Source organism: Streptomyces azureus, assembly GCF_001270025.1.
Classification (GTDB): domain Bacteria; phylum Actinomycetota; class Actinomycetes; order Streptomycetales; family Streptomycetaceae; genus Streptomyces; species Streptomyces azureus.
The window spans coordinates 1-21580 of sequence record NZ_DF968427.1; the positions used below are offsets into that span (position 1 = coordinate 1).

The window sequence follows — 21580 nt, forward strand, 5'->3', positions numbered from 1 at the left end:
CCGGCGCCTGCCCCACCTGCCACCGCGACATACCCACCCGCACACCGACCTGACCAAGCACTACTAGGTTCCCGACCCCGGCAGCATCGGATAACTGCCCGTGTTCGTCGGCGCGTGCTCCGGCAGCCACAGCACGGCCACCGCGCCCTCGGCGGGCAGATGCTCCGGTGTCCCGGGCGTGCGCACGTTCCGGAAGGTCAGCCGGGCTCCCAGCACCCGGGCCTGACCGGCCGCGATGGTCAGGCCGAGGCCGTGGCCGTGTCCGGCCCGGTCCTTGCTGCCGGTGCGGAAGCGGCTCGGCCCTTCGGCGAGCAGGTCCTCGGGGAAGCCGGGCCCGTGGTCGCGGACCCGGATGACCCGGCCCTCGACGGTGACCTCGACGGGCGGCTTGCCGTGCCGGGCGGCGTTGGCGAGCAGGTTGAACAGCACCCGTTCCAGGCGCCGGGGGTCGGTGGTGACCGCCGACTCGTGCACGATCCGCACCTCGGCGTCCGGGTCCTTGGCCGCCACCCGCCGGGCGACGAACTCGCCCAGCATGATGTCCTGGAGCTCCGCCCGCTCCGAGGCCCCGTCCAGCCGGGCCACCTCCAGCACGTCCTCCACGAGCGTGCGCATCGCCTTCGCCCGGTCCAGCACCAGTTCGGTCGGGCGCCCCGGCGGCAGCAGTTCGGCGGCGGTCAGCAGCCCGGTCACCGGCGTGCGCAGCTCGTGCGCGATGTCGGCGGTGACCCGCCGTTCGGCCTCGATCCGCTGCCGCAGGGTGTCCGCCATGGCGTCCACCGCGCTCGCCAGGTCGTCGGTCTCGTCCCGGACGACCCCGCCCATGGCGTCCCGCACGCGCACGTCCGTCTCGCCGCCCGCCAGCTGGCTGGCCGCGACGGCCGCCTTGCGCAGCCGCCGCGAGAGATGTCCGCCGATGAGCACGCCGAGCGCGCTGCCGCCGAGGACGACCGCGACGGAGCCGATGATCAGGGCCTGGTCGAGGTCCTGGAGGATGTCCGAGCTGCGGTCGGTGAAGCCCGAGTGCAGGGACATCACATGCCCGTTCTTCAGCGGCACGGCGGCCCATATGTCGGGCACGTCACCGGGCCGGTCCGCCACGTACGTCGCCCGCTGGCCCGCCTCGACCCGGTCCCGCAGCGCCGCCGGCAGGTTCGGGTCGTCGATTTTGGTGTTGGGGAAGTTCATCCGCCCGGACAGCTCGAAGTTGCGCTGGGCGATCATGATGCGCTCGTCGGCGAGGTCGCGCGCGTTGTCCAGCATCGACACCCGGGCGGCGTTGTGCACCACCAGGCTCAGCGCGACCGCCACCAGCGCCCCGACCAGCGCGATGGCCGCGCTCAGCTTCCATCTGAGGCCCGTGCGGATCCCCGCACGCTCCAAGCCCGTGGCGACCAGGCGCCGGAAGTGCCCCCTCATAACCCCTGCTCAGGCCTTCAACTTGTAGCCGAAGCCGCGGACCGTCTCGATACGGTCCTGGCCGATCTTCTGCCGCAGCCGCTGCACGTGCACGTCGACGACGCGGGTGTCCCCGCCCCAGCCGTAGTCCCACACCCGCTCCAGCAGCTTGTCGCGGGAGAGCACCGTGCCCGGCGCCGTGGAGAACTCCAGCAGCAGCCGCATCTCGGTCGGTGTCAGCGCCACCGGCTGCCCGGCCCGGCGGACCTCCATGCCCTCGGTGTCGACCTCCAGGTCCCCGAAGGTCAGCAACCCGCCGTTCGGCGGCGAGGCCGGCTCCTCGGCCCGGCCGCCGCCCGCGTGACCGAACCGGCGCAGCACCGCGCGGATCCGGGCGACCAGGACGGCACCGTCGAACGGCTTGGTCACATAGTCGTCGGCCCCCGCCTCCAGACCCAGCACGACGTCGATGGAGTCGGCCCGCGCCGACAGCATGATGACCGGCACGGTCGACTCGTCCCGGATACGGCGGCACAGGCTGACACCGTCGAGTCCGGGAACCATGACGTCCAGCAGCGCGATGTCGGGGCGGTCCGCCCGGAACGCCTCCAGGCCCGACAGGCCGTCGGGCATGGCGGTGACCATGAAGCCATCCCGTTCCAGGGCGAGCTGCGTGGCCTCACGGATGACGTCGTCGTCCTCGACGAACAGGACGTGGGTCTGGTCTGCCATCCCGGTGCTCTCAGTCCTCGTGTGGTTCGTGGGTGCGTTCTGTCGTGTTCTCTCTGGGGGACGCACGGTTCATGTGATGCGCTCACCGAGGGATCGGTCCGAGCGGCCCGATCGGTTCACGCGCCCTCGCGCCCGTGTCAGCTCGCGGGCTCCGGCGTGGGGGTGTCGCCGACGACCTTCCCGTAGTCGTTGTGCGTGCGGTACTCCTCGTCGAACCGGCCGGAGGCCCATCGGTACGTGATCACGTTCTCCCCGGAGGGACTCGACACCGGGTCACCCTTCTCGTACACCTGCTTGGTGACGACCAGGTCGCCGCGGTCGATCTCCGCGTAGACCGGGGGTTCCTCGGCCTTGAACACATTCTGGTACGAGCCGTCCCGCTCGCGGTACACGTAACTGCCGACACCCACCGCGTCACCGCACGTCAGCACGTTGACGACGACATCGTCGGCCGACCCGCCGGTCAGGTTGCCGTAGGACACGTCGACGGGGTACTCGTCGGCGACGCACGGCTTCAGCTCGCGCTTCACCTCGGGGGAGACCTTCGGGTCGTCCTTGACGAGCCGGACGGCGTCGACCGTGTCGGGCGTCCTCGACGGCGCGGCGGACGGTGTGGCGGCGCCCGCCACCGAGTCGGAGTGCGCCGGGCCCTCGTCACGGGCGCCGGTGCCGCCTGAGCCGCACGCGGACACGAACAGGGCGAGGGCGGTGAGCACGGCCAGGGCCGTACTCACCGCCTGGATGCTGCCGCGGGTCCATGCAGACCCCTCGCCGGTCAGGCCGCGCACCGCTCCCGCTCCTCACGCTCCAGCGCGCGTGCGTCCAGATCGCGGGATTCCAGCTCCTCGCGGAGCCGGGCGAGCGCCCGGTGCAGCGTGCTCTTGACCGTTCCGGCCGACATGCCGAGGGCGGCGGCCGTCTCCTCTGTGGACATCTGCTCCCAGTGTCGCAGCACGACGACACTGCGCTGCTTCGGGGCGAGCACCTTCATGATGTCCATCAGCAGGGCGCGGTCCGCGTGCTGCTCGGTGGAGTCGTCGACCGAGGCGTCCGGGAGCTGCTCGGTCGGCACCTCCTCCAGCTTGCGGGCCCGCCACCACTCCGTCCGCGTGTTGATCATCACCCGGCGCAGGTAGGCGTCCGCCAGCCGCTTGTCCTCGATGGTCTCCCAGCGGCCGTACGTCCGTACGAGCGCGGTCTGGAGCAGGTCCTGCGCGTCCGTCGGGTCCGGGACCAGTCGGCGGGCGCTGCGCAGCAGCGCGTCCTGCCGAGTGCGGACGTACTCCTCGAACTCGAGCACCTCGCCCTGCGCCATGGTGAACCGCCTTCCGCTTCCCCGTTACGGCCGGCTCCCCGCCGCCCGTGCACTGCCTGTGTTCCTTGGTGGTCCCGTGTCTTCCGGGAACGGAATTGAAGGTACGGAGGCGTTGTCACGGCACTGTCCGAAGCAGCCTTCGACTAGCACTCGGCTGTCCGTCGGTTGTGTAACGGACGTGGGAACGGGGTACAGCGGTGGGCGTGTTGGGGTGGATTCAAGGCGTTTTGTCCACCCTGATCGCTGTGACGGGCGACGACCCGCGTCTGTGACCTGGCTGTCTGTACGTCAGGTCAGCGGCAGCCGGTACAGCCCGCCCGCCAGCGGCTCCACCAGACCGTCGGCGACGAGGCCGTCCAGGGCGCGGGCCCGCTGCACCGGCTCGTGCCACACCCGGTCCAGGGCCGACTGCGGAACCGGACCGTGGGCCTCCCGCAGTACGGCGAGCAGCCGTCCGCGCACCTGCCGGTCGGTGCCCGCGTACGTCTGGCCGCGGCGCGGCGGCCCGTCGTGCTCCGGCTTGCCCGCCAGCCGCCACACGCACTGCGCCGAGATCGGGCAGCGGTGGCACGACTCGCTCTTCGCCGTGCACACCAGCGCGCCCAGCTCCATGGAGGCGGCGGCCCAGCGGGCGGCGGTCGGCTCGTCCTCGGGCAGCAGCGCGCGGGCGAGCCTGCGCTCGGCGGCGGTGGTGGCGTTCGGCGGGTACTGCACGCCGGTGACCGCGCGGGCGAAGACCCGGCGCACGTTGGTGTCCAGCACCGGATGCCGCTGCCCGTAGGCGAAGGAGGCGACGGCGGCCGCCGTGTACTCGCCGATGCCGGGCAGCGCCAGCAGCTGGGCGTGGTCGGCCGGTACGTCACCGCCGTGCCGTTCCGTTATCGCGACGGCGGCGCCGTGCAGCCTGAGGGCGCGGCGCGGGTAGCCGAGCCGGCCCCAGGCGCGGACCGCCTCGCCCGGCGCCTCCTTGGCCAGGTCGGCGGGGCGCGGCCAGCGGGCCAGCCACTGCTCGTACACGGGCAGGACGCGGTTCACCGGCGTCTGCTGGAGCATGAACTCACTGACCATCACACCCCACGCCCCGGCCTCCGGTCGCCGCCACGGCAGGTCACGGGCGTTCTCGTCGAACCAGTCGATGACGGGGGAGTGCAGGCTCTCACCGGAGGGCGGGCCGGACGCGGGGTCGCTGGGGTTGGTGTGCGGGGGCTTCGTGGGAGCAGTCATGGCCATTCGATCCTGCCACGCGGGAGCCGCGATCCGGGCACACCACCACTCAAGAGGGACAGTCGTACCTGACGATCGGCAGCAGTGCCACCCCGCTGTCCGCGTATAGCGTCGGGCGAATGGAACGTCCTCGTCCCGCCGGGGCACTAGGCGGCTGCGCCCTGCTCTGGGCGGTCCTCGCCCTGCCCGCGCTCACGGCGGACCGGCTCGGGATGAACGAGCCGCGTCCGGCCTGGCAGCAGGCGGCCGGCGTGGCGGTGCTGGCGGTCGCGGCCGCCCTGTCCCGGCGGCTGCCGCTCGTGGCCTTCGGGCTGGCTGCCGCCCTGAGCTTCACCGCAGCCCCGGCCCTGTTCACCGTCTCCTACGGCCCGGCCCTCGGCGTGTTCGCGCTGCTGCTCGGGCTGCGGGCGGGCCGGGCACGCCCCGCGGTGCTGTGCTTCGCGGCCGTCGGCTGTGCCGGCACAGCCCGGATCGTGCTCGTCGGCGTCGACCCGGCCCCCGAGTGGCTCGTCATGACGGGCACGCTGCTCTTCGGCTGCGTCTTTCCCTGGCTCGGCGGTCGCTACTGGCGGCAGAGCCGCGAGCTGGCCGAGGCGGGCTGGCTGCGCGCCGCCCGGCTGGAGGACGAGGCCCGCTTCGCCGAGGAACGCGCCCGGCTGCGCGAACGGGCCCGGATCGCCCAGGACATGCACGACTCCCTCGGCCACGAGCTGAGCCTCATCGCCCTGCGCGCGGGAGCCCTCCAGGTCGCCTCCGGACTCGTCGGCGAGCACCGGGCCGCGGCGGCCGACCTGCGCGCGGCCGCCGCCGACGCCACGGACCGGCTGCACCGCATCATCGGCGTCCTGCGCGAGGACGACGACGCCGTGCCGCTGGCCCCGGCGGGCGAGACCCTGGAGCAACTCGTCGCCCGCGCCGCGGAATCGGGCCTGCCCGTGCGCTGGGAACCCGCCGGGCAGGGCCCGGCCGCCGAGCCCGGCGGGGTCGCCGAACGGCTGCTGCACCGCGTGGTCCGGGAGGCACTGACCAACGCGGCACGGCACGCACCGGGCGCGCCCGTGACCGTGGCGGTGACGGAGCGGGGCGCGGGGGCGTCCGTCACCATCACCAACGGCCGGGCCACCCAGGACGGTTCGCGGCCCTCCCGGGGCGGCACGGGTCTGCTCGGGCTGCGGGCCGCCGTGACCGCCGTCGGCGGCACCTTCGAGGCGGGCCCGCACAAGGAGGGCTTCCGGGTCCGGGCGTACGTCCCCGAGCGGCAGACCGCGGTCAGGCCGGCAGGCCCCGCCCGGGCGCCGTTCACGCACGCCAGGCGCCGCTTCGCCGTCGGCCTCGGCACCGCGGCCGGTGTGGGTGCCGTGCTCGTCGGTGCCGCCTTCGGCTGGTACGTGTACGCCGAGACGCACTCGGTGCTCGAACCCGCCGCGTACGCGGAACTGCGCCTGGGCACCCCGGAGGCCGACGTCGGGCGCGTACTCCCCGAGCGTGACGTGAACGACCCGCCCGACGAACGGGCCCCCGCCCCACCCGAGGGAGCCGACTGCCGCTACTACCGCGCGAGCAGCGAACTCTTCGTCTCCGTCGACCACTTCAGACTGTGTTTCGAGGCCGGGCGGCTGGTGGCCAAGGACGTGGTCCCGGGCCTTGGCCTGTCCGGCGAAGGCCGAGAGGAATACGAGGAGTTCGCACGATGAGCGGGGTGAGCGCGGCGATCCGCGTGCTGCTGGCCGACGACGAGGCCCTGGTCCGGGCCGGAGTGCGCGCCATCCTGGCCAGCAGCGGCGCCATGGACGTCGTCGCCGAGGCGGGCGACGGCCGCGAGGCGGTCGAGCTGGCCCGCGCCCACCGCCCGGACGTGGCCCTGCTCGACATCCGCATGCCCCGCCTGGACGGCCTCACGGCGGCGGAGGAGATCGTACGGACCGTGCCCGGCACGGCCGTCGCGATGCTCACCACCTTCTCCGAGGGCGCCTACGTGACCCGCGCCCTCGGCGGTGGTGCCACCGGCTTCCTGCTGAAGTCCGGGGACCCGTACGAACTGATCGCAGGCGTACGGGCGGTGGCGGCCGGTGCCGCGTTCCTGTCGCCCAAGGTGGCCCGGTACGTCATCGACGAGGGCCTCGGTGGCGGCCGGCTGACCCGTGAGGCACAGGCACGCGCGCGCGTGGCCGTGCTGAGTCCCCGCGAACGCGAGGTGCTGGGCCTGGTCGGTGCCGGCCTGTCCAACCCGGAGATCGCCGCCCGGCTGCACCTCGTCGAGGGCACGGTGAAGGCGTACGTGAGCGCGGTCCTGGACCGGCTGGGCGTGCGCAACCGGGTGCAGGCGGCGATCGTGGCGTACGAGGCGGGGCTGGTGGAGTCGTGACGACCGGGGCGGCGCGGCGGTGGGGGCGCACCCCGGCTCGGTGATGCGCATACCGGTCGGCTCAGCGCCGCGCGTGCGAGCCGTACGACGTGACGGGCGCCGTGCCCGGCCCGGTGAACCACCGCACGGCCGGTGCCGACGAGGTGCGCATCGCCCGGGCCAGCCGCGTCGCCGGGCCGGTGCCCAGCCGTACGGCGATGAGGGCGACGAGCGTGCCCAGCCCCAGTCCCGCGACGACGTCGTGCGGATAGTGCACGCCGACGAAGACCCGGGAGAAGGCCATGAGCAGGGCGAGCGGGGCCGTCAGCCACAGGAGCGCGCGCCGGACCAGGGCCAGGGCGACCGCCGCGGTGCCCGCGATCGTGGCGTGGTTGGACGGGAAGGACCAGTCGCCGCGCGGCGGGCACTCGGCGAGGGACGCGGCCACACCGGCGACCGCCCGGCACGGGCGCTCCTCCGTGACCGCGGACTTGAGCACCTCGCTGCACACGTACGCCACTGCCGTGGCCAGAGGTGCAAGAGCCGCGATCGCGAACGCGTGGGGAGTGTCGCGGCGGGCACGCCACCAGGCGATGGCGAACAGCGCGACGAAGACCAGCAGTCCGGCCTCCGTCCATACGCCGGCCCCGTGCTGTACCCACATCGGGGTGTCGTGGGCGAAGTCGGTGATGTCGCGGTAGAGCCCGCTGTCCTCGAAGTTCATGGTCACGGACGGTAGGCGGCAGGCCGATACCGTCACACCCAGCGATCGTCGCGTGCCGTACCTGTCGAAAGACAGGGGTGGGGCGGTGGTTTCCGGGATGATGATCCGGAAAAGTTGTGGTCCCGAGCGGCGGGTGGGACAGGCGAACGCGCCGATCTCTCGTAAGGTTTGCGCCGTGGGATCTCTGCGCAATCCGGTCGGGCCGCTTCCCTCCTCCATCTACTGGCGTCGGAGGGTCGTACTGGTGTCTGTGGTCGCCCTGTTGGCGCTGCTGACCACCTGGATCGTGACCATGGGCGGCGGAGGCGGCAAGGACGGCGACAACGACGCCAACGGCAAGAATCCCGCGCCCTCCATCACGCCCGGCCCGTCGAGTTCGGGCCCGGCCATCAGCCAAGCGCCCGGCGGACGCGACGAGTCGGGCGGCGGGGGTTCCGGCGGCTCGTCGTCCGGGTCCGGGGACGGTTCCGGCGACGGCTCGGGTGACGGCTCGGAGGGCGGTTCCGGCACGGGCTCCGGCGGTGGTTCCGGCTCCGGCGGGTCCGCCGGGTCGGGTGGCGGCGGTGGTTCCGGGGGCGGTACCACGGTGGGCGGCGTCGGCGTGGGCGACACGCTGCCGGCCGGTTCCACGTTGCCCAACTGCACCGCCGGCGTGGTCAAGTTCAGCCTGCGCAGCCGGCACAACACCTACGACCCCGAGCAGACGCCCACGTTCCTGCTGACCGCGCGGAACATCTCCGGCAACGACTGCAAGATCGATCTCGGGCCGGAGAACGCGGTGTTCACGATCACCCCTGCGAGCTCCGACGACGACTACTGGTCCTCCGAGGACTGCCCCAAGGCCGCCGCACACCAGCTGTACCGGGTGCCCGCGGGCAGCGGCATCACCTACACGGTGAAGTGGGACCGCAAGCCGAGCGCCCCCGAGTGCGCCACACCTCCGGCGGGCTCGGCCGGGACGGGCACGTACCTGGTGGAAGCGAAGGCGCCCGGCTTTGCGAAGGTGCGGACGTCGTTCGTGCTGTCGGCCGACTAGTGCCCCGGCAGGCAACGTTCGCCCGTCAAGGAGCGGCGTCCGGTGCGTGCTCTGGGGTACCCCCTGCTCGAAGAGCTTGGGGGAGTGCCGGCCGGAAGCCCTCGTACGGGATGTACTCGGGCTTTCGTCCGGTGCGGCGAGAGGGCGTGCCGGGCGTCGCGACGGGGCGAACGTTGCCTGCCGGGGCACTAGCACTCGGCGGCTCGGACACCTGAGGGCGGTACCCCTTGCCGGGTACCGCCCTCAGCCGTTCCAACCGTCCAGCCGGTGCAGCTCAACCGCTACTGGTACAGCTCAACCGCTACCGGTACAGCTCAAGCGCTAGACGTACCGCTCCAGGATCGACGACTCCGCCAGCCGCGACAGCCCCTCCCGGACGCTACGCGCCCGGGCCTCGCCGACGCCGTCCACCGTCTGGAGGTCGTCGACGCTCGCGGCGAGCAGCTTCTGGAGGCCGCCGAAGTGCTCGACCAGGCGGTCGATGATCGCGCCGGGGAGCCGGGGCACCTTGGCGAGCAGGCGGAAGCCGCGCGGCGACACCGCCGAGTCGATCGTCTCGGGTGAGCCGGTGTAGCCCAACGCGCGGGCCACCGTGGGCAGTTCGAGAAGCTCGGCGTGGGTGAGGGCGTCCAGCTCGGCCAGCGCCTCGTCGACCGTGCGGGAGCGCTTGGCGGTGGGCTCGGGGACGTAGTCCCGGACGACCAGCTCGCGCTCGGGCTCCACGCCGGCGATCAGCTCGTCGAGCTGGAGGGCCAGCAGCCGGCCGTCCGTGCCCAGCTCCACCACGTACTCGGCGATCTCCGTGGCGATGCGGCGGACCATCTCCAGGCGCTGGGCGACCGCCGAGACGTCCCGGACGGTCACCAGGTCCTCGATCTCCAGCGCCGACAGCGTGCCCGCGACCTCGTCGAGGCGGAGCTTGTAGCGCTCCAGGGTCGCCAGGGCCTGGTTGGCGCGGGACAGGATCGCCGCCGAGTCCTCCAGGACGCGGCGCTGGCCGTCCACGTACAGGGCGATCAGCCGCATCGACTGGGAGACCGAGACGACCGGGAAGCCGACCTGCTTGCTGACGCGGTCGGCGGTGCGGTGCCGGGTGCCCGTCTCCTCCGTGGGGATCGTCGGGTCCGGGACCAGCTGCACGCCCGCGCGCAGGATCTTCGACAGGTCCGAGGACAGCACGATGCCGCCGTCCAGCTTGCACAGCTCGCGCAGACGGGTCGCGGTGAACTCGACGTCCAGCACGAAACCGCCGCTGCACAGCGCCTCGACCGTCTTGTCGGAGCCCAGCACGATGAGACCGCCGGTGTTGCCGCGGAGCACCCGCTCCAGGCCGTCACGCAGGGCGGTCCCGGGCGCCACGGCGCTCAGGGAGGCGCGCATCAGGCCATCGGTACCGGCACTCCCGCCGGACTTTCCGGGAGCTGATGCCCGGTCGTTGGCTGCCACTGCACTCCTCCGGTCGCAGGTTCTGGGCGCCCCCGTGTCGCGCGCTCGGTTCGCACGGACGGGCGAGACCAGGGCAAAGTCTACCGGCGACCCTCCTCGTCCCGTGGGGCCTCTCTGCGACGGGACCGGGGGAGGACCCGCAGGGCGTCCCCTATGTCCGCGACTTCCAGGACCTTCATACCCGAGGGGATCTTGCCCGGGTCGCCCGGGACGAGGGCGTGTGTGAAGCCCAGACGGTGGGCTTCCGCCAGCCTGCGCTGCACGCCCGTGACCCGTCTCACCTCGCCCGCGAGACCGACTTCCCCGATCGCGACGAGGTTCTTGGGGAGAGGTGTGTCACTCGCCGCACTGGCGAGGGCGAGGGCGACGGCCAGGTCGGCGGCGGGCTCCGAGAGCTTCACACCGCCGACCGTCGCGGAGTAGATGTCCCTCTTGCCCAAGGCGCTGATCCGGCCGCGCTGTTCCAGCACCGCGAGCATCATCGACACCCGGGAGGTCTCCAGGCCCGAGGTGGTGCGGCGCGGGGAGGGGATCTGCGAGTCGACCGTGAGCGCCTGGACCTCGGCGACCAGCGGGCGGCGGCCCTCCAGGGTGACGGTCAGGCAGGTGCCCGGGACCGGTTCGGCCCGGCGGGTCAGGAAGAGCCCGCTCGGGTCGGCCAGCCCCGTGATGCCCTCGTCGTGCAGCTCGAAGCAGCCGACCTCGTCGGTGGTGCCGTAGCGGTTCTTGACGCCCCGGACGAGACGGAGCCGGGCGTGCCGGTCGCCCTCGAAGCTCAGGACGACGTCCACGAGGTGCTCCAGCAGGCGCGGGCCCGCGATGGCGCCGTCCTTGGTGACATGGCCCACGAGCAGCGTGGACATGCCGCGCTCCTTGGAGGCCCGGATCAGGGCCCCGGCGACCTCCCGCACCTGGGCCATGCCGCCGGGCGCGCCGTCGATCTCCGGTGAGGCCACCGTCTGCACCGAGTCCAGGATCAGCAGCGAGGGCTTCACCGCGTCCAAGTGGCCCAGCACCGCCGCCAGATCCGTCTCGGCCGCCAGGTACAGGTGGTCGTCGATGGCGTGGATGCGGTCGGCGCGCAGCCGGACCTGGCTCGCCGACTCCTCGCCCGTGACGTACAGCGTGCGGTGCTCGTCGCTCGCCGACTTGGCCGCCACGTCGAGCAGCAGCGTCGACTTGCCGACGCCCGGCTCGCCCGCGACCAGCACCACCGCGCCGGGGACGAGTCCGCCTCCGAGCACGCGGTCCAGCTCGGGCACGCCGGTGGAACGGGCGGTGGCCTGGCGGCCGTCCACCTGGCCGATGGGCAGGGCGGAGGTGGTGACCCGCCCCGGTGCCGTCGTACGGACCGCGGGTGCGCCGTACTCCTCGACCGTCCCCCAGGCCTGGCACTCGGGGCAGCGGCCGAGCCACTTCGCCGTCTGCCAGCCGCACTCCGTGCAGCGGTAGGACGGGCGGTCCTTGGTGGTCTTCGTACGGGCAGCCATGGACGAAACCGTAGCCGCCGCCACTGACAACGCGGGGACCGACCGCAGCGGCCATCCGCGCGCCAGGGCCCGCCACCCCGCGCCAGCGGCGGAACCACTGGTTCATGTCCCCCTTTGAGGGATCGTTTCACCCGTACGGATTAAATGTGCTCAAGCCGCCGGAAGGTGCCACTCCCGGCCGCCTACGGTCGCCGAATGATGAGCAGTACTCCGGAGATCTCGACCCGCACGGCCGGCCCGCACCGGGCGCACCGGGAAGCGCGTGACCGCGGGGCGGCGCGCACGCTGGCGCAGCGGCCGCCCGCGCGCTACGAGCCCTACCTGGACGGCCTGTTCACCTACTGCCTGTCCGTGCTGTGCGACCACGACGCCGCGACCGCCGCCCTCGGCGACGCCCTCGCGCTCGCCGAACGCCGCGGCAAGCACGTCCCCGACGCCCCCGCCGACCGCAGGGCGTGGCTGTACGCGCTGGCCCGCTGGGCGTGCCTGCGCAAGCTGGCCGAGGCCAAGCAGAAACGTCAGAGCAGCCACGCCGCGGGCCGCCCGCAGCGCGCCGACCGGCCGGCCGGCCCGGCCGTCTCCGAGGAGGTCCAGGAGCAGCGGCGGCGCGAACTCGCCCTGCTGGCCTGGCCGGAGGCCGCCGGCACCACCCCGGAGCAGCGCGAGGCGCTCGAACTGGCCGTGCGCCACCACCTCGCCCCCCAGGAGGTCGCCGCCGTCCTCGGCATGGACCCGGCCGCCGCCCGCGATCTGCTCGCCTCCGCCGCCTGCGAGGTGGAACGCACGCGTGCGGCCCTGGCCGTGGTGGAGACCGGGGCGTGTCCGAGCGTCGCGCACCTCGTCGGCGACGACCGGCCCGTGCTCGGCACGACCCTGCGCCGCGAACTCGTCCGGCACGTCGACGACTGCCCGCGCTGCCGCCGCACCGCCGAGCGCGCCATCCCCGGCCGCTGGCCCGGCACCAGCGTCACGCCCGCCGAACTGCCCGTCCTGCCGGCCTCGCGCGCGGCCGTGCACGTCGCCATGGCCCACCACTCACGCGCGCGTGGCGCCGGACCCCGCTTCGACCGGCGCGGCTTCCCGATGGCCCCCAAGGACCGCGCCGCACGAAGGGACCGCCTCCGCGCGCGTGCCATCACCACGACCGTCGTCGCCACCGTCGTGGCCGCCCCCGTGCTCGCCCTGTGGGCCGCCTACCGGGGCACCCCCGTCGGCGAGGGCCAGGACGGCCGCTCCGCTTCCGCACGCGAGGCGGACGACCCGTTCGGCCTGGACGGCGAGATGGCCGGCGGCGGCTACGAGAACACCGGCAACGCGAGCACCAGACCCGGCCCCCGCTTCGGCAAGAACGGCAAGGCCGACGTCTCCGTGGAGGTCATCGGCGTCGCCGGCGCCGGCCGCAAGAGCGCCCTGGACATCACGGCGGACAACAGCGGCGACACCACCCTCGTCACCCTGACCGCCACGGGTCCGTCCCCGGTCCGCTGGTCCGCGTCCACCGGAGCGGACTGGCTCTACCTGAGCCAGGCGTCGGGAACGCTCCGGCCCGGCGAGTCGTTGACGATCAAGGTGTACGTCGACCATCTGCGGGAGCCCTCCGGCCCCTGGCGCGCGCAGGTGGCGATCGCCCCGGTGGGCGCCGTCGTCCACATCGAGGGCTTCGGCACCGCGCCCAGACCGTCCGACCCCGGCCCGCGTCCGGACCCCCACCCCGGCGGCCCGAGCGACCCGCCTCCGACCCGGCCCGACCCGACGCCCACGACCTCCGCCCCACCGGACCCGACGCCGACCACCCCGCCCCCGTCACCCGACCCGGATCCCACACCCACGGACCCGGGGCCGACGGCCCCGACGGAGTCGACGCCCCCGCCCTCGGACGGCGGCGACCCGAACCCGCCCACGTCCTAGACGGTCCCAGCAGTTCTGCAGACGGTCTTGGCAGCCCTGGAATCCGTACTGGAAGCCGTGGACGTCGCGGACGTCAGTCGACCGGATCAGCAGGATGCGGCGCCAGCAACGGCAGCTGCGAGGCCAGCCGCTCCTCGCACAGCTCCACCAGCCGGTCGTAACCGGCCTTGCCCATCAGCTCGATCAGCTCCGGCCGGTAGGAGACGTACACCGGCTCCCCCGCGCCGTGCGCCGAGGTCGCCGAGGTGCACCACCAGTGCAGGTCGTGGCCGCCCGGCCCCCAGCCGCGGCGGTCGTACTCACCGATCGACACCTGGAGCACGCGCGTGTCGTCGGGCCGGTCGATCCACTCGTACGTCCGCCGCACCGGCAGCTGCCAGCACACGTCAGGCTTGGTCTCCAGCGGCTCGCGGCCCTCCTGCAGAGCGAGGATGTGCAGCGAGCAGCCCGCGCCGCCCGCGAAGCCGGGGCGGTTCTGGAAGATGCACGAGCCCTGGAAGGGGCGTGTCTGCCGGTCGCCGTCCTCGTCCTGAGAGATCCAGCCGTTCCGCGTGCCCTCGGCGTGGTGCTGCCAGATGTCCGGCGTGAGCCTCGCCACATGCTCGGCGACCCGCTTCTCGTCGTCCTCGTCGGAGAAGTGGGCACCCAGCGTGCAGCACCCGTCGTCCGCGCGGCCGGCCTGGATGCCCTGGCAGCCGCTGCCGAAGATGCAGTTCCACCGAGAGGTCAGCCATGTCAGATCGCAGCGGAAGACCTGCTCGTCGTCCGCCGGATCGGGAAACTCCACCCACGCACGCGCGAAGTCGAGGCCCTTCTCGTCGGGCCGCGGGACGCCCGGTGATTTGTCGCGCTTCGCCTTTTTCGTCTTTGGCACGGGTCCAGGGTACGGGCCTTGTACCCACACCGACGACGGCGGACGGCACGGCTGGCAGTAGCGTTCCGTACATGAGACTCGGTGTCCTCGACGTGGGATCGAACACGGTGCATCTGCTCGTGGTGGACGCGCATCCCGGCGCGTGCCCCCTGCCCGCGCACTCGCACAAGGCGGAACTGCGCCTCGCCCAGCTCCTCGACGACGACGGCGCGATCGGCCCCCAGGGCGTCGACCGGCTGGTCTCGGTCGTCCAGGAGTCGCTCCAGGCAGCCGAGGACAAGGGTGTCGAGGACCTCCTGACGTTCGCGACCTCCGCCGTGCGCGAGGCCCGCAACGCCGACGACGTCCTCGCGCGCGTGCGCACCGAGACCGGCGTCGAGCTCCAGGTCCTCACCGGCGAGGAGGAGGCCCGTCTCACCTTCCTCGCCGCCCGCCGCTGGTTCGGCTGGTCGGCCGGGAAACTGCTGGTCCTGGACATCGGCGGCGGCTCCCTCGAGATCGCCTACGGCATCGACGAGGAGCCCGACGCGGCCGCGTCCCTGCCGCTGGGCGCCGGCCGCCTCACCGCCGGCTGGCTGCCCGGCGACCCGCCCGCCCCGGACGACGTCCGGGCCCTGCGCCGCCACGTCCGGACCGAGATCGCCCGCACGGTCGGCGAGTTCAGCCGCTTCGGCCCGCCCGACCACGTCGTCGCCACGTCCAAGACCTTCAAGCAGCTCGCCCGCATCGCCGGAGCCGCCCGCTCCGCCGAGGGCCTCTACGTCCAGCGCGAACTCAAGCGGGAATCCCTGGAGGGCTGGGTCCCGAGGCTGGCCGGCATGACGGAGGCGGAACGAGCCGAGCTACCGGGCGTCTCGGAGGGCAGGGCGGGCCAGCTGCTGGCGGGGGCCCTGGTGGCCGAGGCCGCGATGGACCTCTTCGGCGTGGAGCGCCTGGAAATCTGCCCGTGGGCTCTGAGGGAGGGCGTGATCCTGCGTCGCCTGGATCACATGGAGTCCGTTTAGGGGGCCTTGCGCCATGCCCGCCCGTGGCAAACGCCACAACGGCGAACAGGCACCCCGCTCCACCCCGACCACACCCCGTAATCTGTCCTGCATGGCAGAGCCAGCCGTAAGGATCCCGGACGCGAAGGTCGCCCTCTCGACGGCCTCGGTCTACCCGGAGTCGACGGCCACGGCCTTCGAGATCGCCGCGCGCCTCGGCTACGACGGAGTCGAGGTCATGGTCTGGACCGACCCCGTGAGCCAGGACATCGAGGCCCTGCGCAGACTCAGCGACTACCACCAGATCCCGGTCCTGGCCGTGCATGCCCCCTGCCTGCTCATCACGCAGCGCGTCTGGTCCACGGACCCCTGGACCAAGCTCCAGCGGGCCCGCGCGGCGGCCGAGAAGCTCGACGCGAGCACCGTCGTCGTCCACCCGCCCTTCCGCTGGCAGCGCCAGTACGCCAGGGACTTCGTCGCGGGCATCTGGCGCATGGCGAACGAGACGGACGTACGGTTCGCCGTCGAGAACATGTACCCCTGGCGCTACCGCGACCGCGAGATGCTCGCGTACGCCCCCGACTGGGACGTGACCAAGGACGACTACCGCCACTTCACGATCGACCTCAGCCACACAGCGACGGCCCGCGCCGACGCGCTGGACATGGTCGACCGCATGGGCGGCCGCCTGGGCCACGTCCACCTCGCCGACGGCAGGGGCTCGGCCAAGGACGAGCACCTCGTGCCCGGCCGCGGCACCCAGCCCTGCGCCGAGGTGCTGGAGCGGCTCGCCCTGACCGGCTTCGACGGGCACGTCGTGATCGAGGTCAACACCCGCCGCGCCATGTCGAGCGCGGAGCGCGAGGCCGACCTGGCGGAGGCGCTGGCCTTCACGCGCCTGCACCTGGCCTCGGCGATGAGGGTGCCGAGGCGATGAGCGACCTGCCCCCGGGCGGCCCCCCGGCCGGCACCGGCACCACCGCCCGCCGCCGGGGCCGCCCCCCGCGCACGGAGTCGGCCGACACCCGGGACCGCATCCTGACCGCCGCCCGCGACGAGTTCTCCGAGCGCGGCTACGAGAAGACCTCCGTGCGCGGCATCGCCAAGGCGGCCGGGGTCGACTCGGCGCTCGTGCACCACTACTTCGGGACGAAGGAGCAGGTCTTCGAGGCGGCGATCACCCAGTCCTTCGGACCCGCCCTCCAGGCACCGAAGGCCGTCGAGGAGGGCCCGCTCGACGGCGTGGGGGAGCGCCTGACCCGCTTCTTCTTCGGCGTCTGGGAGAACCCGGCCACCCGCGCGCCCCTGCTCGCCGTCGTCCGCTCCGCCGTCACCAACGAAACGGCGGCCGCCGTCTTCCGCCGCATCGTCGCCACCCAGGCGCTGCGCCGCATCGCGGGGCGGCTGGACCTGCCGGACGCCGAACTGCGGGCCGAGCTCGCCGCCGCCCAGCTCGTGGGCACCGCGATGCTGCGGTACGTCATCAAGGTCGAGCCGCTGGCCTCGGCGGACACCGAGCAGATCATCGCGCGGCTGGCACCGGTCGTACAGAGACACCTGACCGAACCGTAAGCCTCACGGAGACGCCGGCCGAGACAGGTATCCCGTATTCCGGACACTCCGTCCCGCCCTCTGGATGACCGGCGTACGCTCGGTAGCAGTCAGAAATCTCCGAATCCTCTGACGCAGTCTCTGAAGGAGCGAGCGACGATGCCCGAGCTGAGGTCCCGCACAGTCACCCACGGCCGCAACATGGCGGGCGCCCGCGCCCTTATGCGCGCCTCCGGTGTACCGGGTGCGGACATCGGCCGCAAGCCGATCATCGCGGTCGCCAACAGCTTCACGGAGTTCGTGCCGGGCCACACCCACCTCCAGCCGGTCGGCCGGATCGTCAGCGAGGCGATCGTCGAGGCCGGCGGCATCCCGCGCGAGTTCAACACGATCGCCGTCGACGACGGCATCGCCATGGGCCACGGCGGCATGCTCTACAGCCTCCCCTCCCGCGACCTGATCGCGGACAGCGTGGAGTACATGGTCGAGGCCCACTGCGCCGACGCCCTGATCTGCATCTCCAACTGCGACAAGATCACGCCGGGCATGCTCAACGCGGCCCTGCGCCTGAACATCCCGACGGTCTTCGTCTCCGGCGGCCCGATGGAGTCCGGCCGGGCCACGCTGGTCGACGGCACGGTCCGCACGCTCGACCTGGTCGACGCGATCTCCGACGCCGTGAACGACAAGATCTCGGACGAGGACATCCTCCGCATCGAGGAGAACGCCTGTCCGACCTGCGGCTCGTGTTCCGGCATGTTCACCGCCAACTCGATGAACTGCCTCACCGAGGCCATCGGCCTCTCCCTCCCCGGCAACGGCTCGGTCCTGGCCACCCACACGGCCCGCAAGCAGCTGTACGTCGACGCGGCCAACACGGTCATGGACATCACCCGCCGCTACTATGAGCAGGACGACGAGACGGTCCTGCCGCGCAACATCGCGACCTTCGCGGCCTTCGAGAACGCGATGGCCCTCGACATCGCGATGGGCGGCTCGACCAACACGATCCTGCACCTGCTGGCCGCGGCCCAGGAGGCCGGCGTCCCCTTCGGCCTGGAGGAGATCGACGCGGTCTCCCGCCGGGTCCCCTGCCTGGCCAAGGTGGCGCCGAACGTCGCCAAGGACCGCACGTACTACATGGAGGACGTGCACCGCGCCGGCGGCATCCCCGCCCTCCTCGGCGAGCTGCACCGCGGGGGCCTGCTCAACGAGGACGTCCACGCGGTCCACAGCCCGTCCCTGGCCGACTGGATGAAGACCTGGGACGTGCGCGGCGGCTCCCCGTCGCGCGAGGCGATCGAGCTGTGGCACGCGGCCCCCGGCTGCGTCCGCTCCGCCGAGGCCTTCTCCCAGTCCGAGCGCTGGGAGGCCCTCGACGAGGACGCCGAGGGCGGCTGCATCCGCTCCGTCGAGCACGCGTACTCCAAGGACGGCGGCCTCGCGGTCCTCAAGGGCAACCTCGCGGTCGACGGCTGCGTGGTGAAGACGGCCGGCGTCGACGAGTCGATCTGGACCTTCGAGGGCCCGGCGGTCGTCTGCGAGTCGCAGGAGGAGGCCGTCGAGAAGATCCTGCTGAAGCAGATCAAGGAGGGCGACGTCGTCGTCATCCGCTACGAGGGCCCCAAGGGCGGCCCCGGCATGCAGGAGATGCTCTACCCGACCTCGTACCTGAAGGGCCGCGGCCTCGGCAAGTCCTGCGCCCTGATCACCGACGGCCGCTTCTCCGGCGGCACGTCCGGCCTCTCCATCGGGCACGCCTCGCCCGAGGCGGCCGGCGGCGGCACCATCGCCCTCGTCGAGGACGGCGACCGCATCCGCATCGACATCCCGAACCGCTCCATCGAGCTCCTCGTCGACGACGCCGAGCTGGCCCGCCGCGAGCAGGCGCTGAACGGCGTGTACGCACCGAAGAACCGCGACCGCAAGGTCTCGGCGGCGCTGCGGGCCTACGCGGCGATGGCGACCAGCGCGGACAAGGGCGCCGTGCGCGACGTGACGATGCTGGGCTGAGCCCTTCGGTCAGGGCCGCCTCCTGCCGGGGGCGGCCCTTTTCCGTGCCTACCAGGCCGACGGATCGCGCCCGTTCACGGCGAAGACGGTGCCGTGGGGGGCGGTGGCGTAGACGCGGTCCTCCACGATCACGGGCCGGGGCAGGGCGGCCGGGACCCGGTCCGCGTCGGAGCCGAGCCGGGAGGGCGTCTGCCCCACGAGTCGTCCGTGGCGGGCGTCGACGGCGAGAAGACGGCCGTCCGGCGTGGTGACGTACACGTACCGGCCGTCGGCGACCGGAGTGGAGACGCGGACGACGCCGGTTTCCAGGCTCCAGAGCTGTTTCCGCGCCTTCAAGTCGACGGTCACCAGCGATCCGCCGGTCCCCATGAGGTGCACGAGGTTCCCGCGCACGGCGCCATGGGCCTGCTGGAGAGGGACTTTCAGGGGCACGCGCCGGCTCGTTCCGGAGTCCGGGTTGTAGCGGACCACGGCCTTCGCATCCCCGTAGACCTCGTCGAGGGACATGAAGACGACGGACCCGCCCACCGTGCCGAGGGGCTTCAGCGCCCCTTCCAGCCGTGCGTCCCACCGCACCTCACCCGTGTCGGGATCCACCGCGGTGACCCGCGTGCCCGCCCCGTCGTCCAAGGTGCTCGTCGCATAGGCCAGCGGGTCACCGGTGAAGGCGGCGAAGTACGGCGCCTTGTGACCCGGTATCCGATGGCTCCACCGCGTGTCACCGGAGGCGCTGTCCACGCCGGTGACCGTCCCGTCGGCGCCGGTGAGCAGGAGCATGCCCCCGGTGGACTCCAGGCCGACGTACGCGGGCATGTTCCGCTGCCAACGTGCCTTGCCCGAGGCGGGATCGAGCGCCTCCAGGCGTCCGACCTGGCCTGATGAGGGCTGCACGAGCCCACCCGACAGGACCGGCGGTCCGCTCACGGGTGCCTCGGCGACGGCGTGCCGCCACAGCAGGTGGCCGTCGGCCGGATCGAGGGCGAAGACCACCCCGGGCTGGGAACAGAGCAACCGGCCTGCCCCGTAGGAGCATTGGGGCGCGTTCTTCTTGGACGCCAGGGTCGCCTCCCACGCACTCCAGGCGGCAGACGTGGTCCGCGGGGCGGTGTTCTGCGGAGCCCCGCCGTCACCGCCGGGCGACCGGGCCAGGACCAGGGCGCCGATCACGGCCAGGCCGAGCGCCCCGGCTCCGAGGACCGTCCGCTTGCCGAGGCGTCTTCCGGACCGGCGACGAGGCTCCTCGGCGCGGGACGGCGGCCTCGGCGTCTCTCCGGTCCGCTGCGCCGGTATGAACACCTGCGTGTCGTACGAGGCGGCGACCGACCGCAGCTCCCGCATCAACTCGTCCGGTGTCGGCCGGTCCTCCGGCTCCTTGGCCAGACACCGCACCACGAGCGGTGCGAGCTCCTCCGGTACGCCGGCCAGGTCGGGCTCATCGTGCACCACCTGGTAGGCGACGACGTACGGGCTGTCGGAGTCGAACGGCCCACGCCCCGTGGCCGCGTGCACCATCACCGACCCGAGCGCGAAGATGTCGGCGGCGGGACCGACCTCCCGTGGCCGCCGGAACTGCTCGGGCGCCATGAAGGGCGGCGTACCGATCAACTTCCCCGTCTCGGTCCGCAGTTCACTGTCCTTTGGCCGGGAAATGCCGAAGTCGATGACCTTCGGTCCGTCCTCTGCGAGCAGGACGTTGCTCGGCTTCAGGTCCCGGTGCACGACCCCGACACGGTGGATGTCGCGCAGCGCCTCCGCGAGCCCGGCCATCAGCCGACGCAACTGGGCCGGGGCCATGGGGCCGTTCCGCTTCACCTGCTGGGCCAGTGTCGGACCCGGGATGAACAGCGTGGCCATCCACGGCCGGTCGGCCTCCGGGTCGGCATCGACGACAGGCGCGGTGAAGGCGCCGCTGACCCGCCGAGCCGCGCCCACCTCCTGCCGGAACCGCCCCCTGAACTCGGGATCCCTGGCGAACTCGGCGTGCACGACCTTCACCGCGAGCTTCATGCCGGACGTGCTCCGGGCCAGATGCACGACACCCATGCCACCCGAGCCGAGGCACGACTCCAGACGGTAGTGACCGGCGTATTCGGGAAGTTCCGCTTCCGCGCCCGCTCCGGTGTTTCGCTGTGGCGCCATGGAACCACCCCCGTGCTGTTCGTCCGCGCGCGCGACGCACGGAGCCTAGTCGATGACTCGTACGGGACAGAGGCGGCTTGCTAGCCTCCATGCGCGAGTCGCGTACATGTGTTTCATGGCGTGATTCAGGGGAATCAACGGGAGCCCATGTCAGTCATGGGGATCAACGGGGGAGGGTTTACATGTCTGTTGACCGTGTGGAAGAGGTCGACGGCGGGGACGGCGGCGAGACCGTCGCCACGATGGGGGCATCGGCCCTGCGCTATTACTCGGTCGCACCGGGCGTCCGGCTGAACGTCCGCAGCGGCCCCGGCACCGGCTACACCGTCGTCCGCGTCCTGCCCGAGGGGGCCAGGGTGGCGATCTTCTGCCAGACACCGGGGACGACGGTGAGCGGCCCGTA

Annotated in this window: 19 protein-coding genes; 9 read left to right on the top strand and 10 right to left on the bottom strand. The window is 72.6% G+C overall.

Translation table 11 applies throughout. The annotated features are described in order from the left end of the window. Nucleotides 1-63: 63 nt before the first annotated feature. The 5 genes from cseC to AOQ53_RS34815 form a co-directional block, all read right to left on the bottom strand. Nucleotides 64-1419, bottom strand: coding sequence for a two-component system sensor histidine kinase CseC (cseC, locus tag AOQ53_RS34795; RefSeq protein ID WP_059423496.1), 1356 nt, complete (start codon nt 1417-1419; stop codon nt 64-66). Nucleotides 1420-1428: 9 nt separating this feature from the next. After that, complete coding sequence (gene cseB / locus AOQ53_RS34800) at nt 1429-2130, bottom strand: two-component system response regulator CseB (RefSeq protein WP_059423499.1); 702 nt, start codon at nt 2128-2130, stop codon at nt 1429-1431. A 137-nt stretch (nt 2131-2267) separates the two neighbouring features. After that, entirely contained in the window at nt 2268-2918 is a 651-nt protein-coding gene (locus AOQ53_RS34805) for a hypothetical protein (protein ID WP_059423500.1), read from the bottom strand. Continuing rightward, complete coding sequence (locus tag AOQ53_RS34810; protein WP_059423502.1) at nt 2906-3445, bottom strand: SigE family RNA polymerase sigma factor; 540 nt, start codon at nt 3443-3445, stop codon at nt 2906-2908. The genes AOQ53_RS34805 and AOQ53_RS34810 overlap by 13 nt, the downstream gene beginning before the upstream one ends. A 288-nt stretch (nt 3446-3733) precedes the next feature. Then, nucleotides 3734-4669 carry an HhH-GPD family protein gene (locus tag AOQ53_RS34815; RefSeq protein WP_059423527.1) on the bottom strand — a complete coding sequence of 312 codons (936 nt, stop codon included), beginning with the start codon at nt 4667-4669 and terminating at the stop codon, nt 3734-3736. 119 nt (nt 4670-4788) lie between these two features. Between AOQ53_RS34815 and AOQ53_RS34820 the strand changes: the two genes are divergently transcribed. Beyond that, a complete protein-coding gene (locus tag AOQ53_RS34820; protein WP_059423504.1) occupies nt 4789-6363 on the top strand; it encodes a sensor histidine kinase in 1575 nt (524 codons plus the stop codon). Continuing rightward, complete coding sequence (locus AOQ53_RS34825; RefSeq protein ID WP_059423506.1) at nt 6360-7034, top strand: response regulator transcription factor; 675 nt, start codon at nt 6360-6362, stop codon at nt 7032-7034. Before AOQ53_RS34820 ends, AOQ53_RS34825 begins: the two co-directional genes overlap by 4 nt. Before the next feature lie 61 nt (nt 7035-7095). On the opposite strand, the gene AOQ53_RS34830 is transcribed toward AOQ53_RS34825, so the two are convergent. Beyond that, a complete protein-coding gene (locus AOQ53_RS34830) occupies nt 7096-7737 on the bottom strand; it encodes a phosphatase PAP2 family protein (RefSeq protein ID WP_059423509.1) in 642 nt (213 codons plus the stop codon). A gap of 175 nt (nt 7738-7912) precedes the next feature. On the opposite strand from AOQ53_RS34830, the gene AOQ53_RS34835 reads away from it, so the two are divergent. Then, on the top strand, nt 7913-8773 hold the full coding sequence (locus AOQ53_RS34835; RefSeq protein WP_078945645.1) for a hypothetical protein: 861 nt from the start codon (nt 7913-7915) through the stop codon (nt 8771-8773). Nucleotides 8774-9094: 321 nt separating this feature from the next. On the opposite strand, the gene disA is transcribed toward AOQ53_RS34835, so the two are convergent. Beyond that, on the bottom strand, nt 9095-10219 hold the full coding sequence (gene disA / locus AOQ53_RS34840) for a DNA integrity scanning diadenylate cyclase DisA (protein ID WP_059423513.1): 1125 nt from the start codon (nt 10217-10219) through the stop codon (nt 9095-9097). 80 nt (nt 10220-10299) lie between these two features. Continuing rightward, nucleotides 10300-11709 (bottom strand): DNA repair protein RadA, encoded by a 1410-nt coding sequence (radA, locus tag AOQ53_RS34845; RefSeq protein ID WP_059423515.1) that lies wholly within the window; start codon nt 11707-11709, stop codon nt 10300-10302. A gap of 195 nt (nt 11710-11904) precedes the next feature. Between radA and AOQ53_RS34850 the strand changes: the two genes are divergently transcribed. After that, the gene (locus AOQ53_RS34850; RefSeq protein WP_059423517.1) at nt 11905-13617 is read left to right on the top strand and encodes a BACON domain-containing protein; all 1713 of its coding nucleotides are present in this window, start codon (nt 11905-11907) and stop codon (nt 13615-13617) included. Between the two features lie 73 nt (nt 13618-13690). On the opposite strand, the gene AOQ53_RS34855 is transcribed toward AOQ53_RS34850, so the two are convergent. Continuing rightward, the gene (locus tag AOQ53_RS34855) at nt 13691-14491 is read right to left on the bottom strand and encodes a hypothetical protein (protein WP_059423518.1); all 801 of its coding nucleotides are present in this window, start codon (nt 14489-14491) and stop codon (nt 13691-13693) included. Between the two features lie 71 nt (nt 14492-14562). Between AOQ53_RS34855 and AOQ53_RS34860 the strand changes: the two genes are divergently transcribed. The 4 genes from AOQ53_RS34860 (at nt 14563) to ilvD (ending at nt 19038) form a co-directional block, all read left to right on the top strand. After that, nucleotides 14563-15495, top strand: coding sequence for a Ppx/GppA phosphatase family protein (locus AOQ53_RS34860; protein ID WP_059423520.1), 933 nt, complete (start codon nt 14563-14565; stop codon nt 15493-15495). A 91-nt stretch (nt 15496-15586) separates the two neighbouring features. Continuing rightward, entirely contained in the window at nt 15587-16411 is an 825-nt protein-coding gene (locus tag AOQ53_RS34865; RefSeq protein WP_059423529.1) for a sugar phosphate isomerase/epimerase family protein, read from the top strand. Next, nucleotides 16408-17046 (top strand): TetR/AcrR family transcriptional regulator, encoded by a 639-nt coding sequence (locus AOQ53_RS34870; RefSeq protein WP_059423522.1) that lies wholly within the window; start codon nt 16408-16410, stop codon nt 17044-17046. The genes AOQ53_RS34865 and AOQ53_RS34870 overlap by 4 nt, the downstream gene beginning before the upstream one ends. A 138-nt stretch (nt 17047-17184) precedes the next feature. After that, a complete protein-coding gene (ilvD, locus tag AOQ53_RS34875) occupies nt 17185-19038 on the top strand; it encodes a dihydroxy-acid dehydratase (protein WP_059423524.1) in 1854 nt (617 codons plus the stop codon). Nucleotides 19039-19086: 48 nt separating this feature from the next. On the opposite strand, the gene AOQ53_RS34880 is transcribed toward ilvD, so the two are convergent. Then, nucleotides 19087-21177, bottom strand: coding sequence for a serine/threonine-protein kinase (locus tag AOQ53_RS34880; RefSeq protein WP_059423526.1), 2091 nt, complete (start codon nt 21175-21177; stop codon nt 19087-19089). Nucleotides 21178-21359: 182 nt separating this feature from the next. Between AOQ53_RS34880 and AOQ53_RS34885 the strand changes: the two genes are divergently transcribed. Then, nucleotides 21360-21580, top strand: a 221-nt coding sequence (locus AOQ53_RS34885; RefSeq protein ID WP_059423531.1) for an SH3 domain-containing protein, incomplete at its 3' end; no start/stop codon positions are given.